This window comes from Pseudomonas sp. W4I3 (genome assembly GCF_030816195.1).
Lineage (GTDB): Bacteria > Pseudomonadota > Gammaproteobacteria > Pseudomonadales > Pseudomonadaceae > Aquipseudomonas.
In genome coordinates this window covers 3,188,152-3,201,562 of record NZ_JAUSXS010000001.1, presented here as the reverse complement: position 1 = coordinate 3,201,562, position 13,411 = coordinate 3,188,152, and the positions used below count along the sequence as shown (strand labels likewise).

14 protein-coding genes are annotated in these 13,411 nt (G+C 61.2%); 3 read left to right on the top strand and 11 right to left on the bottom strand.

What is annotated here, in order from left to right:
- Window positions 1–34: 34 nt before the first annotated feature.
- The 3 genes from QF045_RS14655 to QF045_RS14645 all read left to right on the top strand — a co-directional run bounded on the left by QF045_RS14655 (window position 35) and on the right by QF045_RS14645 (window position 966).
- Window positions 35–310 carry a hypothetical protein gene (locus tag QF045_RS14655; protein WP_306492821.1) on the top strand — a complete coding sequence of 92 codons (276 nt, stop codon included), beginning with the start codon at window positions 35–37 and terminating at the stop codon, window positions 308–310.
- A gap of 111 nt (window positions 311–421) precedes the next feature.
- Window positions 422–652: a hypothetical protein gene (locus tag QF045_RS14650; RefSeq protein ID WP_306492820.1), complete on the top strand. Its 231-nt coding sequence runs from the start codon at window positions 422–424 to the stop codon at window positions 650–652.
- 71 nt (window positions 653–723) lie between these two features.
- Window positions 724–966 (top strand): DUF2789 domain-containing protein, encoded by a 243-nt coding sequence (locus tag QF045_RS14645; protein ID WP_306492819.1) that lies wholly within the window; start codon window positions 724–726, stop codon window positions 964–966.
- Window positions 967–1,081: 115 nt separating this feature from the next.
- Here QF045_RS14645 and QF045_RS14640 read toward each other — a convergent pair whose 3' ends face one another.
- From QF045_RS14640 to iolB, 11 genes are all read right to left on the bottom strand, one after another.
- Window positions 1,082–2,314 (bottom strand): methyl-accepting chemotaxis protein, encoded by a 1,233-nt coding sequence (locus tag QF045_RS14640; RefSeq protein WP_373424480.1) that lies wholly within the window; start codon window positions 2,312–2,314, stop codon window positions 1,082–1,084.
- A 545-nt stretch (window positions 2,315–2,859) separates the two neighbouring features.
- Window positions 2,860–3,264, bottom strand: a complete 405-nt coding sequence (locus tag QF045_RS14635) for a TraR/DksA C4-type zinc finger protein (protein WP_003191666.1) — start codon at window positions 3,262–3,264, stop codon at window positions 2,860–2,862.
- 406 nt (window positions 3,265–3,670) lie between these two features.
- Window positions 3,671–4,693 carry an ABC transporter permease gene (locus QF045_RS14630; RefSeq protein WP_306492817.1) on the bottom strand — a complete coding sequence of 341 codons (1,023 nt, stop codon included), beginning with the start codon at window positions 4,691–4,693 and terminating at the stop codon, window positions 3,671–3,673.
- A 25-nt stretch (window positions 4,694–4,718) separates the two neighbouring features.
- A complete protein-coding gene (locus QF045_RS14625) occupies window positions 4,719–6,272 on the bottom strand; it encodes a sugar ABC transporter ATP-binding protein (protein WP_306492816.1) in 1,554 nt (517 codons plus the stop codon).
- Window positions 6,273–6,337: 65 nt separating this feature from the next.
- The gene (locus tag QF045_RS14620) at window positions 6,338–7,273 is read right to left on the bottom strand and encodes a sugar ABC transporter substrate-binding protein (RefSeq protein WP_306492815.1); all 936 of its coding nucleotides are present in this window, start codon (window positions 7,271–7,273) and stop codon (window positions 6,338–6,340) included.
- A gap of 48 nt (window positions 7,274–7,321) precedes the next feature.
- Window positions 7,322–7,498, bottom strand: a complete 177-nt coding sequence (locus QF045_RS14615) for a hypothetical protein (RefSeq protein WP_164485572.1) — start codon at window positions 7,496–7,498, stop codon at window positions 7,322–7,324.
- 127 nt (window positions 7,499–7,625) lie between these two features.
- Window positions 7,626–8,654: a Gfo/Idh/MocA family oxidoreductase gene (locus tag QF045_RS14610; RefSeq protein WP_306492814.1), complete on the bottom strand. Its 1,029-nt coding sequence runs from the start codon at window positions 8,652–8,654 to the stop codon at window positions 7,626–7,628.
- Between the two features lie 153 nt (window positions 8,655–8,807).
- Window positions 8,808–9,818, bottom strand: a complete 1,011-nt coding sequence (locus tag QF045_RS14605; protein ID WP_306492813.1) for a Gfo/Idh/MocA family protein — start codon at window positions 9,816–9,818, stop codon at window positions 8,808–8,810.
- A gap of 19 nt (window positions 9,819–9,837) precedes the next feature.
- The gene (iolD, locus tag QF045_RS14600) at window positions 9,838–11,769 is read right to left on the bottom strand and encodes a 3D-(3,5/4)-trihydroxycyclohexane-1,2-dione acylhydrolase (decyclizing) (RefSeq protein ID WP_306492812.1); all 1,932 of its coding nucleotides are present in this window, start codon (window positions 11,767–11,769) and stop codon (window positions 9,838–9,840) included.
- Window positions 11,770–11,779: 10 nt separating this feature from the next.
- Window positions 11,780–12,595, bottom strand: a complete 816-nt coding sequence (locus QF045_RS14595; protein WP_306492811.1) for a TIM barrel protein — start codon at window positions 12,593–12,595, stop codon at window positions 11,780–11,782.
- Window positions 12,596–12,622: 27 nt separating this feature from the next.
- Window positions 12,623–13,411 (bottom strand): 5-deoxy-glucuronate isomerase, encoded by a 789-nt coding sequence (gene iolB / locus QF045_RS14590; RefSeq protein WP_306492810.1) that lies wholly within the window; start codon window positions 13,409–13,411, stop codon window positions 12,623–12,625.

Here is a 13,411-nt window from a genome sequence, read left to right as displayed (position 1 = left end):
CTATATCAACAAGGTTGATCGACAGGAGCTGAGCATGCAACGACGTCAACACAACGAAACGTCCTTTCACACTCGTCCATCATGTCCAGACGAACGTCAATACTACTGCTTACCTGCACCCGATGTGTACTCCAATTCCGTGCTTTATCGGGTGCTGCCCGCCGGAAAGAACTTTTTCCATATCCAGGAAGTGACCAGTGGCAGGATAAAAGGCTTTCGCAGCGACCACACCAAAGCCTGTGCGCTGGCCAAGGCGCTGGAAGCCAGCCTGCACAGCCTGCACGGCACGCACGTTTCGTCACCTGGCTGACTTTACTGCACAGCGGCCCTTCAACAACTGCCATACTGCCCCGTCCATTGAAGTTTGCCCCCCTGCGGGTCAGGTTTCATCAGTGCAGTTACCGCGAAGGGAAGGCTATACGTGACGGAATTTGATATTGGCGAATTTTTTATCCATGGCGATGCCAGGGAAGTAGACGGTGAGTTTCAAGCGGTCATCATTATGCGGGCCAAACCACCGTTGACCACAGTCACAGCGCATCAGGTAGAGAAAGACCGTTGGTTCAAAACCGTAGATGCTGCCGCCATCGCCGGCAAAGAAGCGGCCAAGGCCCTGAAAACCGCCGTCGATTCAGGCGCGCTCAATTCGTGACAATCCGATAGAACTCTGGCGTGCCCTGCCCCTCACATGCATGACGATAATCGGCTCGCATGGAGAATATTATGGACACCACTACCCCGACACTTGAAACCCTGTTTGAACAACTGGGCCTGGATTCCACTCAGGAAGCTATCGAACGCTTCACCGCCGAGCACCGTCTGCCGGACGAGGTAAAGCTTGTCGATGCGCCGTTCTGGAGCGAGCAACAGGCCAGTTTCCTGCGGGAACAATTGCACGTCGACGCCGAATGGGCGCCCGCGGTCGATGACCTCAACGCCCTGCTGCACGAGTCTCCCGCCATTTGATTCAATGCAGGCTGTCTGACTGTTCCAGGCGCAGCAGCGCTTGCCAGGCAGCCTTGCACTCTTGCGCCTCTTCGCGACCCCGGGAATAGCTTCGTTGCATAAACGGAAACAATCCCTAGGGTTTTGGCGTGGAGCCCTGTGGCTTGTAGCCTAGGCGCAAGCCACCCCAATGTCGTCCTTGCACCATGATCGGCACCGACAAATCGTGCATCAGTTCGCCGGTGTCGCGCGTGTAGGTCTGCAGCAACATGGCTTGTTGATGGCTGCCACAGCGCAAGCCGGTGCGGTCGTCAAACTTGCGCTTGGTACGGTTTTGCACTGCGTCCACCCCGACATCTCCGGTCAAGGCGTGGGAAAACGCTTTGTTGTGCGTGGGTACATAGCCCTGCGGGGTACAGGCGATGGCAAACACCAGGCCTTCGTGGCGCGGCAACAAAGCTTCCTGAATGGCGGGCAGCACTTGGTCGGTGTACGCGTCAAAACGCGTCTTGTATTTGCTCGGGCTGGTATTCGGAATCAGCGTGTAGCTGCGGTCGAACAGATCCTCCTGGCTGATCCGGTTGTGCAGTACATCCGTCTCGAACTGTTCGCCAATGCGCCGGGCGCCTTCGCGGGCCAGGTCGTAGATACGCTGGTGATAGTCATCCAGGCCGACTTGCGCCAGGCGCTCGCTGATGGTTTCGGCCTGCCCTTCCATTTGCACCGCCGCGTCGGCGAGCTGGCGGGTTTGCTGGTCGCTTACCGTGAGGTCGCTGCGCATCTGCTCCACGGCGTGGAACAGACTGTCGAGCTGCGTGCGGTTGGTGTCGGTGCCCTGGGCGATTTCATTGACCTGTTGTTCCACGTCCGCCGCCAGGCTGGCAATGCTCGCCAGGTGTTCGCCGGCATGTTCCACCTGTTCGACGCCGGTGTGCAGGTCCGCCGACAGCTGGCGAATCTGCTCCACCACCTGGGCCGTGCGTTGCTGGATATCGGCGACCATCACCCCGACCTCATCGGTGGCCGTGGCAGTGCGACCAGCGAGGCCGCGCACTTCATCGGCGACCACGGCAAACCCGCGACCATGCTCCCCGGCCCGCGCCGCCTCGATCGCCGCGTTCAGCGCGAGCAGGTTGGTCTGGCTGGCGATAGACTGGATCACCAGCGTCACGCGCTGGATTTCCTCGCTGCGCTGGCTCAATGCCTCGATCAGCTCGCGGCTGGCATCGGCACGCTGGCTGAGCTGATGCATGCGCGTGATCGACTGCACCAGCACCTCACGGCCTTCGCTGCTGCGCTGATGGGCCTGGCCGGCGGCGCCCAGGGCCTGGCGGCTGAGTTGGGAGGTGACGTGTTCGGTGCCAATCATCACTTGCGCGCTGCTGACGATCTGCTGGGAGGCGCTCAACTGCGATTGCAGACGCGCCGCCAACTGCTTGACCGAATAGGCCACGCCCGCAGCTGAAAGTGCATTGTGGCTGGTGGTATGGGACAGGTCGCGCGTCAGCTCGCCAATCGCATCGCTGGCGGCGGCGTGAGCCACGACAGGCCTGGTTTTTTTCAGGCGGGGCAGCCAGATCACCAGCAAGGCCAGTGGCAGGCAGAGGTAGAGCGGCAAGCGGGTAGACGCCAGACCCAGCATTAACAGCACCAGCGCGGTGCTCTGCAAGAGCGGTGTCAGCCAGCCGGGCAGCACGCGTGCCACCGTTTGCGGTGGTACTGCTGCGCCCATCAGAGATCCGTCTCCAGCCATTGTCGTTACCCCGCTGCTTGTCGTTATTGTGTCTGCATTAAACGCCAGTATCGGGCCATTATCCATGGGCCTTTAGTACGGGTGCTTGCAGCAGATCAATAACCAGGGCGTAACGAAAAACTCTCCGGGGGAGCCGATCATGCGGCCCCCCGTACACCGCATCAGGCTTGACGCTGGTGCTTGTCGATCTGCTCGTGGCGCTCTTGGGCTTCGATGCAGTATTTGGTGGTCGGGCTGATCAGCAGGCGCTTGAGGCCGATAGGCTCGCCGCTGTCATCACACCAGCCAAAAGAATCTTCCTTGATGCGTTCCAGGGCACGCTCCAGTTGCGGCAACATGCGCTGGTCGCGGTCGATGGCATTGACCAGCCAGGTGCGCTCTTCTTCCACGGAAGCGGCGTCGGCCGGGTCGGCCGGGGTGTCCAGGCTTTCAATGGCGATACGGTTCTGTTCAATGCGCTCGTGGTGTTCCACTTTCATGTCTTGCAGCAACTTCTCGAAAAAAGCGTGCTGTTCGGCATTCATGTAGTCATCCGCCGGCATGGCCAGCAACTTTTCCTTTGTCATTGATTTCTCTATAAAAAATACGTGCATTAAGGCGAATAAGGGAGCGTTCCGGCCGACCTCTGGAGGTCTCGCAAAGGCGCCATCCATTCCAAGCGCCACCCGGCACTCAATTTACGAGGGGCGGCAGTCTAAGGCCGACTGGAAGGCGCAGCAACTGAAATGACAGGCATTTTTCCCGATCAACCCCCAAAAGCACCAGGACGGGCTTGGCGAACGGTCATCGGAGTGCGTTTATAGCAAGAAATTCAGTCCAGTGGAGCTATATAGAAGACAAACGGTTGAACAAGCTGGCGCACATACTCCATGTGGGAGGGGGCTTGCTCCCGATTGCGCAGTGTCAGTCGCCATCTGTTTGACTGAGGCACCGCAATCGGGAGCAAGCCCCCTCCCACATTTTTAAACTGCTTCAGCGCTTGAGCTTGCGCTTGTTGCGATACTGGTCGATCACCACCGCCACCACGATGATCAGCCCCTTGATGATGTCCTGGATATACGCATCCACCCCGACAAAGGTAAACCCGCTGGCCATCACGCCTAGGATCAATGCGCCGATCACGGTGCCGGTGATGCGCCCTACCCCGCCCGCCAGGCTGGTGCCGCCGATCACCGCGGCGGCAATCGCGTCCAGCTCGTAGGACATGCCCATGCCGGCCTGGCCGGTCGCTGCGCGGGCCGAAGCCACCACGCCTGCCAGGCCTGCCAGCAGACCGGCGATGCTGTAGACGATGATCAGGTGGCGCTTGACGTTGATCCCCGAGGTGCGCGCCGCCTGCATGTTGCCGCCGATGGCGTAGGTGTACTTGCCGTACTTGGTGTAGCGCAGGGCGATATGGAAAATCACCGCCACCACCAGAAAGATGAGCACTGGCATCGCGCCATGGCCGATGGCCGTGTACGAATCCGAAAGCATGCTCACCGGCTGGCCTTCAGTGTAGTAACGCGCCAAGCCACGGGCCGAGACCATCATGCCCAGTGTCGCGATAAACGGCGGAATCCCGGTCACCGCGATAATGCTGCCGTTGATCGCCCCCGCCAGCAGTCCCACGCCCAGGCCCATCGCCACCGGGATCCACACCGGCAGGTCGGTCAGGGACGGAAACACCGCTCGGGAAAAGTCGGATGTCTGCGCCAGACTTGCAGCGATCATCGCTGACAAGGCCAGCACCGAACCGGAAGACAGGTCGATCCCGGTGGTGATGATCACCTGGGTCACGCCGATGGCCAGCAGGCCGATGATCGACACTTGCAGGATCATCAGCACCAGACGCTGGGAGTTCATCAAGAAGCTCTGGTCGCGCACGATCCAGCCGAACAGTTCGAACACCAGGCCGATACCGATCAGCACCAGGAAGATGCTCAGCTCGGTGGGCATGCGTCGACGGTTCTTGACCGGTGCCATCGCCGGCTTGTTGTCTGTTATTGCGTTCATAACCAATCACCTTCTTATTCTGGAGTCAGTGGACCGCGGTCATACCGGAGGCCAGTTGCATGACTTTTTCCTGGGTGGCATCCGCACGATCCAGGGTGCCCATCAGTTCGCCTTCGTGCATCACCATCACCCGGTCGCTCATGCCGAGCACTTCGGGCAGTTCCGAGGAAATCATGATCACCGCCATGCCTTCGCTGGCGAGGAAGGCGATCAAGCGATAGATCTCTGCCTTGGCACCCACGTCGATGCCGCGGGTCGGCTCATCGAGGATCAACAGGCGCGGGTTGGTCATCAGCCAGCGCGCCAGCAGCGCCTTCTGTTGGTTACCGCCAGACAGGGTGTCGATGCACTGTTCCAGCGAGGGGGTTTTTACCCGCAGCTTCTTGCACATGTCCTCGCATAAGGCGCGCAAGGCCTTTTGCTGGATGAAACCGTTGCCCGAATAGTGCGGCAGCACCGCCATTTCCATGTTTTCCAGCACCGACAGGCAGGGGAACAGGCCACTGAGCTTGCGGTCCTCGGTCAACAGCGCGAAGCCCTTTTCGATGGCCATGTGCGGGTCGCTGATGCGCACCGGCTTGCCGTCGAGGGTGATCTGCCCGCTGCTGCTGGGGGTGATGCCGAAAATGGTTTCCGCCACGTTGGTGCGGCCCGAGCCCATGAGCCCGGCGATGCCGAGGATTTCACCGGCGTGCAGGTCAAACGAAACGTCCTTGAACACGCCGTCCAGGCTCAAGTCGCGCACCGACAGCAGCAACTCGCCAATCGGCGTCTCGCGTACCGGGAACAACTGGCTCAGCTCACGGCCGACCATCATCGAGATCAGGCTGTCGCTGTCCATGCTGTCGGCACGTTGCAGGCCGATGTACTGACCGTCGCGAAACACCGCCACTTCATCGGCAATGGCGAACACTTCGTTCATTTTATGCGTGATGTAGACGATGCCTTTGCCCTGGGATTTGAGGTCGGCAATGATCGAAAACAGGTGAGCGACTTCCTTTTCGGTAATCGCCGACGTCGGTTCATCCATGATCAGGATGTCGGAGTCATAGGACACGGCCTTGGCGATCTCGACCATCTGCCGCTCGGCGATGCTCAGGTTGCCCACCTGCTCTTCCGGGTCGAGGTTGATGCGCAAGCGCGCCAGCAACTCGGCGGTGCAGCGGTGCATTTCGCGGTGGTTGACCATGTGCAGGCTGTTGAGCTGCTCACGGCCGATCCAGATATTTTCGGCGATGCTCATATGCGGCATCAGGTTGAGTTCCTGGTGGATCATCGCGATCCCGGCCTTCTGCGCCGCCAGCGGCGTGTCGAAGGTGATCGGCTTGCCACGCAGGCGAATTTCGCCGGCATCGGGCTGATAGATGCCGGCGATGATTTTCATCAGCGTCGACTTGCCCGCACCGTTCTCGCCCATCAGCGCCAGCACCGTGCCGGGGCGCACGCGCAGCTGCACATCGTCCAGGGCCACGACGCCGGGAAAGCCTTTGCTGATGTTGAGAATTTCCAGCAGGTAGGGTTCGTCCTGCGCCAGCGGCTGGATACCCGGCGGCTGCGAGACAGTGGCGTGAGCGAGCATAGAAAGGTACTCCATCTGCAGGGCGGCCGTGACCGCCCTGCCGGCTTAGGTTTGTGAAGTCAGGGCTACTTGAAGTCTTTGACGTTGTCCGGGGTGATCAGCTTGAACGGGATCACCACGTTCTGCTCCACCGCCTCGTTCCTGGCCATCTTGCGCGCCGCTTCCACTGAGCCCACGGCCTGGCCCTTGGCGTCCTGGAACGCCGAGGCGGCCATGTCGCCCTTGGTGATCGCATTGAGGCCGTCCGGCGTACCGTCAACCCCAGCGATCAACACCGTGCCGGGCTTGGTGCCCGCCGACTTCAGCGCCATGGACGCGCCGATCGCCATCTCGTCGTTGTTGGCCAGCACGGCATTGAACTCGCGGCCCTGGGTCAGCCAGTCGTTGACCAGGGTCATGCCCTTGTCGCGCAACCAGCTGCCGGTCTGTTCCTGTTCGATCTTGATGCCGGGGTAGTTGGCCAAGACTTCCTTCACGCCCTTGGTGCGGTTGGTGGTGGAGTTGTTCGCCAGGTCGCCCAGCAGGATCACGATCTTGCCCTTGCCGCCGAGTTTTTCGGCGATGTACTGCATTTGCAGCTTGCCGGCTTCCACGTCATCGGAGGTCACCGCGACAACATCCTTGGGCAAGTCTTTCTGGTCGGGACGACGGTTGACGAACACCAGCGGAATCTTCGCGGCGGTGGCGGCCTTGATGATGTTCGCGGTGGAGGCGGTGTCTACCGGGTTGACGATGATGGCGTCGACTTTCTGGCTGATAAAGTTTTCGACCTGGCTCAATTGCTTCACCACATCGGCGCGGGCATCTTCAAACTGCAGTTGCACGCCGTCGCCCTTGGGATAGGACTTGGCCTGCTTGTCCATGTCTTCGCGCAGGTAGGTCAGGAAGGTGTCATCGAAGGCGGACATGCTCACACCCACCTTGATGTCAGCGGCGCTGGCCACGCCACTGGCGAGCAGCATTGACAGGGCCAGCGCGGTAAAACGGATCGGGGTCTTCATGAACGGTCTGTCTCCACTTTCTTGTTGGTTTTATGGACGTTACGTTTATCAGCGCTCGGCGGGCACCCGTACGACAGGCGCGCCTGGAATGCAGCAGACCAGCGCGCCCTGGTTTTCGACGCACAGCACATTGAGGAAGGAGAAGTAGAACGGCCGGGCGCGGGGCAGTCCGCGTGGCGTGTGGGCAGGGCGTAAAACTCGCAGTACAGCGTTGAAGATTTTCATCTGACGGTACCTGGTTGTTTTGATCTTGTTTTTGTTGAGTCGCCTGGGTCGAGCCCAAGACATACTTTATGCAACCTGGAAAAGACTTTATTGGAAAATAATTTCCATATCAACCTGTTTTAGAATTTTATTCTATTTTTGTCGAAACCACCTGCTGGCGCTCGGCACTCAGGCGCGCGGCGTCCAATATACGGGTGGTTTCCAGCGCGTCATAGGCGTTCACCGGCAGCGGCCCCTGGCCTTGCACGGCACTTTGCAACTGGCGATAGAACTGCGTCCAACAGCCCTTTTCCGACGGCACCCTTTCGCGCTCCGGCCCTTGTTCGAACCAGCCCCAGCGTCGATGCTCTTCGGCACCCCAGTGCTCGCCTTCGGTTTTCGGCGTCTTGCCGGCCATCAGCGCCTCTTCCTGCCCATCCAGCCCTTCCACGGTGTAACAACCCAGCGTGCCGCTGACGCGAAAGCGCGGCGCCTGGTTGTTTTGCAGCGCACTGCCCCACAGGTGCGAAACCACCCCGTTGGCGTGGGTCAGCGCGACGAAAAAACCGTGATCGAGGGTGGGATGCTCGGCAGTGAATTGCAATTGTGCGAATACCCGGTCCACCGGGCCGAACAGCTGCAGGGCCTGATCGACCAGATGGCTACCGAGGTCGCGCAACCAACCGCCGCCGCTGGCATTGCCCACGGCCTGCGGGCTGTAGCGTTCGACGCGGGATTCAAAGCGGGTGATCTTACCCAGGGCACCGGCATCGATGAGTTTGCGCAGGGTCAGGTAATCCGAGTCCCAGCGGCGGTTCTGGTAGACACTGAGCAAGGTGCCTTGGCGTTCAGCGGCGGTGATCAAGGCCTGGGCCTGCTCGGCGTTGGCGGCGAAGGGCTTGTCGCTGACCACCGCCACGCCGTGCTCGATGGCCTCAAGCACCAAGGCCGGGCGGCCTTTGAGGGTGGTGGAGATAACGAGGGCGTCGACGCCGGCCTCGACGATCTTGCCGATGCTGTCGAAGGCCTTTAGCCCTGGAAGATCGGTATTCAGTTGCTGGCGCCGCTCGGGAGAGCGCGTGACCACGCCGACAAACGTGGCACCCGCCAATGTTGCAATCAGCGGCGCATGAAAAAAGCGCCCTCCATGGCCGTAGCCGACTAGTCCGATTCGCATAAACTCACTCCTTACTTGAAGTGGAACCGATCAAATGTGGGAGGGGGCTTGCTCCCGATGGCGGTGTATCAGGTCCAGATTTATTGACTGATACTCAGCTATCGGGAGCAAGCCCCCTCCCACATTGACCCGGTTGCACCTGTGAAATTGTGATCAGCCGTAGAAATGCGGGCGATCCGGCAGGCTGACCTTGACGATCTGCCCACTGCCCTGCGCTTCAATACAGGCATCCGCCGCCACCGCCGCTGCAAACCCGTCCCACGCCGACGGCCCGCCCACTTGCCCGGCGCGCACGCTGTCAATGAACGCCTGCAACTCCACGTCATAGGCGCCGATAAACCGGTCCTTCCAATCCATCAGAATCGCGTTCGACAACTTCGCTTCACTGCGCAGCTGCACCTGGGAAGGCTCCGGCAGCTTGGCGATACCGCTCTCCCCCACCACTTCGCACTGAATGTCGTAGCCGTATTGGCAGTTGACGAACACTTCCACGTCGATACGCGTGCCCTTGGCGGTTTCCAGCAGCACGATCTGCGGGTCGCGCAGGTGGGCCAGGGCCTTGCTGGTCTTGCGCGGGAACACCACCTGCACGGAAACGTAGTCGTCGTTGAGCAACCAACGCAGTACATCCAACTCGTGGATCAGGGTGTCGGTAATCGCCATGTCGGTCTTGTAGTTCTCGCCCACCGTCGGGTTGCGATGGGCGCAGTGCAGCATCAGCGGCTCGCCGATCTGGCCGCTGTCGATCACCGCTTTGAGTGCGCGGTAGCCTTCGTCGTACGGGCGCATGAACCCGACCTGTACCAGGCGCTTGCCGTAGGCAACTTCGGCTTCGACGATTTTGCGGCAGCCTTCGGCGGTCACCGCCAGGGGTTTTTCGCAGAACACCGGCTTACCGGCCGCGATGGCGGCAAGCACGAACTCTTCGTGGCTCGGCCCCCACGAGGTCACCAGCACGGCCTGCACCTGCGGCGAGTTGATCAGCGCGTGGCCGTTCGGGTACACCTCGGCGTCCAGCTTCAGGTCAGCCACCACCTTGGCGGCCTGCTCAAGGTTGATATCGGTGACCGCCACCACCTGGCTGTTGAGCAGGGTCTGGCTGCAACGACGAATATGGTCACGGCCAATGGCACCGGTACCGATCACTCCAAGCTTCAACGACATACAAACACTCCTCTTGTTATTAGTACTGCCGGGCCTTGGCCAGGTGTTCATTGAGTTTTTTCGCGGCGGCGTTGGTGCGTTCGCTGGTGGACACCTGCGCCACCCCCACTCGCCACCACGACAGGTAGCCGTGGACCATGGTCTTGGGCAGCACTTTGATATCGATCAGCGTCGACACAGTCTGGGTACGCGCATCGGCCAATGCGGCTTCAAGTTCTTCTACGCTGCTGACCTTGTAGGTCTTGCACCCATAGGCCGCCGCGCTCATGGCGAAATCCACCGGCACCAGGCCGCCGTCGAGCTTGCCGCTCGCCGGGTTGCGATAGCGGAACTCGGTGCCGAAGCTGTCCATGCCGTTGCCGATCTGCAGGTTGTTGATGCAACCGAACGCCATGTTGTCGAGCAGTACCACGTTGATCTTGCGCCGCTCCTGGATCGAGGTGGCCAGCTCCGAATGCAGCATCATGTAGGAGCCATCCCCGACCAGCGCGTACACCTCTTTGCTCGGCTCGGCCAGCTTGACGCCGAGGGCGGCGTTGATCTCGTAGCCCATGCACGAATAGCCGTATTCGACGTGGTAGGTGTTGACGCCCTTGCTGCGCCAGGCGCGCTGCAAATCGCCGGGCAGGCTGCCGGCGGCGGCGACAATGATTGCGTCGTCGGCGAGTGTCGCATTGAGCACCCCCAGCACCCGGCTCTGGGTCAGGCACGAGCCGGTCAGCTCGATGAATTCGCGCAGTACCGCGCGGTCCAGGTGGTCGTCGACTTCGGGGACGAAATCATCGCCCAGGTATTCGACCTGGTGCACGCGGTCCACTTCAGCCTCCAGTTGCGCCTTGGCCTCGCGCACCTGTTCGCCCCAACCGGAGCGGTAATCACCCAGGGCATCGGCCAGGGCTTCAAGGGCCGCTTTGGCATCCGCCAGCACCTGCACACCGTCGAGTTTCAACGCATCGCCGGGGCAGACATTGAGGTTGAGAAACTTCACTTCGGCGTGCTTGAACAGGGATTTGGACGAGGTGGTGAAGTCGGTATAACGGGTACCGATACCGATGATCAGGTCCGCCTCGGGGGCCAGCAGGTTGGCCGCCAGGCAGCCGGTCTCGCCAATGCCGCCGACGTTCAGCGCATGGCTGGACACCACCGCGCTCTTGCCCGCCTGGGTTTCGGCGAAGGGAATATCGAAGCGCTCGGCAAAGGCCTGCAGCGCGGCATTCGCGCCGGAATATTTGACGCCGCCACCGCAGATGATCAGCGGCTTGCGCTTGCCACTGAACGCCGCCAGCGCATCGCCGAGCATCGCAGTGGTCGGCGGACGCCGGTCGATACGGTGCACGCGTTTTTGCAGGAAGTAATCCGGATAATCCCAGGCTTCGGCCTGCACATCCTGGGGCAGCGCCAGGGTGACCGCGCCGGTTTCAGCAGGGTCGGTGAGCACACGCATGGCGTGAATCGCGGCGGTCATCAGTTGCTCGGGGCGGTTGATGCGGTCCCAGTATTTGCTCACCGAGCGGAACGCATCATTGGTGCTGATGCTCAAGTCGTGGAACTGTTCGACCTGTTGCAGCACCGGGTCCGGTTGGCGACTGGCGTACACATCGCCAGGTAACAGCAGCAACGGAATACGGTTGGCGGTCGCGGTCGCCGCAGCGGTGAGCATATTCGCCGCGCCGGGGCCCACCGACGCGGTGCACGCGTAGATCTTGCGCCGCAGGTGCTGCTTGGCGAAACCGATGGCGGCGTGGGCCATGCCTTGTTCGTTGCGGCCCTGATGCACCACCAGGTCGCCGCTGTCCTGCTCCAGCGCCTGGCCCAGGCCCAGCACATTGCCGTGGCCGAAAATCGTGAACACCCCGGCGACAAACTTGCTCTGCACGCCATCGACTTCGATGTATTGGTTATCCAGGAACTTCACCAGGGCCTGGGCCATGGTCAGTCGGGTTGTGGTCATGTTGCGCCCCTTAACGTTTTTGCAGGTGGGCGATGCTTGCGCCCAGGGCCTGCCGAATATCCGCCAGCTCATGCACGCTGGTCGCAAACGGTTCGAACGACAGGTAGCCGCGGTAGCCGCTGCTGAGCAAGGTGTCGATCTGCGCGGCATTGCCGAGGATATCGCCCTCGCCCACCAGGACGCGGTGGCCGTCACGGATCGAGTTGAGCGGCGCCTCGCGCTCTTCCACGCCAGAGATATGCACCAACCCGGTCAGCTCAGGGAAGAACTCGTGTTCGCTGGCCAGGTGATGATGGAAGGTGTCGTGCACCACGCGAAACACATCCAGGCCGCCGATGGCCTTGATCGCGTCAACCGCCACGCGCTTGCGGCGCAGCGCAGACACTTCGAAGCCCAGCGGCTCGACGAAACCAAGAATCCCGTACTCGCGCAGGATCGGCGCCAGTTCGCTCAAGGCGGTACGCAAGCCGGCGGCGCGCTGGGCCTCATTGCGCGTATCGCCCGGCTCATTGAACGGGCACATCACCAGGCCCTGGGCGCCACATTCGCGGGCATAGGTGGCCATCTCGATGGCCTGGGCACGGCGTTCGTCGTTCCAGACGTCAAAGGGGTACAGCGCGTTGATCGACAGCACCGTGATGCCGTGCACCGCGCACAACTCGCGCACGCGACTGGCGGGCGTGCCGTATTCGATCTGGCGGTCCTTGAGGTCATTGCGGATCTCAATGGCATCGCACTTGAGCGACGCGGCCAACTGGATAAAGTCCGGCAGGGACAGGTTGGGCGCGACCATGCGGTTAAGGGCGAAACGTAGCGGCGACTTCATTGTTGTTGTTCTCCCGTGCAACACCGTTCAGAGGTCCAGCAGCCAACTGTGCTGCGGGTCGTTATGGAAATGCCAGGCGCGCTTGGGCCCGGCCATCACGTTCAGGTAATACGACTCGTAGCCGTACGGCACGCTGACCGGGTGATAGCCCTTGGGCACCACCACCAAGTCACTGTTTTCCACGGCCATGGCCTGGTCGATACTGCGATCGTCGGTGTACACCCGCTGGAACACGAAACCCTGGGGCGGGTTGACCTGGTGGTAATAGGTCTCTTCCAGAAAGCTCTGGTGCGGCAAGTCGTCGGTGTCGTGCTTGTGCGGCGGGTAGCTCGACGAATGCCCGGACGGGGTACGCACTTCCACCACCAGCAGCGAATGCGCCGGCTCGCTGTCGGGCAGGATGTCGCACACGTAGCGAGTATTGGCGCCTTTACCGCGCACGCTGCGCTTGCACTGTTCGGGGCGGATCAGGCGCGGTTCGTAACCCGGCGCACCGGGCGCGGCACACACGGCAATCTGCACGTCGCTCAAGGCCGTGACCTGCGCCGTGGTGCCGGGCGGCAGGTAGGCGGCAAACGGCGATTTGTCTTCGAACACCGACTGGCGATCCCCCAGGTTCTGCCAGTCGAAACCTTCGCCTTCGATATTCACCCGGCCGCTGAGCAGCACCAGGCACAGTTCCTTATCGTCGGCGCTGACCGGCAGGGTCTCGCCCAGGCTCAGGCGGTAAGCGGAAAAACCCACGTATTCCAGACGCCCGGTTTCCAGGGCGACCATGGTTTGCCCGCGTTTATTGCTCTTGACCAGCAAGCTCAT

Excerpts from the sequence above, each read along its gene's own strand:
- QF045_RS14655 (WP_306492821.1), top strand. The coding sequence starts at position 35 with ATGCAACGACGTCAACACAACGAAACGTCCTTTCACACTCGTCCATCA.
- QF045_RS14645 (WP_306492819.1), top strand. The coding sequence starts at position 724 with ATGGACACCACTACCCCGACACTTGAAACCCTGTTTGAACAACTGGGC.
- QF045_RS14640 (WP_373424480.1), bottom strand. The coding sequence starts at position 2,314 with ATGATTGGCACCGAACACGTCACCTCCCAACTCAGCCGCCAGGCCCTG.
- QF045_RS14635 (WP_003191666.1), bottom strand. The coding sequence starts at position 3,264 with ATGACAAAGGAAAAGTTGCTGGCCATGCCGGCGGATGACTACATGAAT.
- QF045_RS14630 (WP_306492817.1), bottom strand. The coding sequence starts at position 4,693 with ATGAACGCAATAACAGACAACAAGCCGGCGATGGCACCGGTCAAGAAC.
- QF045_RS14625 (WP_306492816.1), bottom strand. The coding sequence starts at position 6,272 with ATGCTCGCTCACGCCACTGTCTCGCAGCCGCCGGGTATCCAGCCGCTG.
- QF045_RS14620 (WP_306492815.1), bottom strand. The coding sequence starts at position 7,273 with ATGAAGACCCCGATCCGTTTTACCGCGCTGGCCCTGTCAATGCTGCTC.
- QF045_RS14615 (WP_164485572.1), bottom strand. The coding sequence starts at position 7,498 with ATGAAAATCTTCAACGCTGTACTGCGAGTTTTACGCCCTGCCCACACG.
- QF045_RS14610 (WP_306492814.1), bottom strand. The coding sequence starts at position 8,654 with ATGCGAATCGGACTAGTCGGCTACGGCCATGGAGGGCGCTTTTTTCAT.
- QF045_RS14605 (WP_306492813.1), bottom strand. The coding sequence starts at position 9,818 with ATGTCGTTGAAGCTTGGAGTGATCGGTACCGGTGCCATTGGCCGTGAC.
- iolD (WP_306492812.1), bottom strand. The coding sequence starts at position 11,769 with ATGACCACAACCCGACTGACCATGGCCCAGGCCCTGGTGAAGTTCCTG.
- QF045_RS14595 (WP_306492811.1), bottom strand. The coding sequence starts at position 12,595 with ATGAAGTCGCCGCTACGTTTCGCCCTTAACCGCATGGTCGCGCCCAAC.
- iolB (WP_306492810.1), bottom strand. The coding sequence starts at position 13,411 with ATGAGCTTGCTGGTCAAGAGCAATAAACGCGGGCAAACCATGGTCGCC.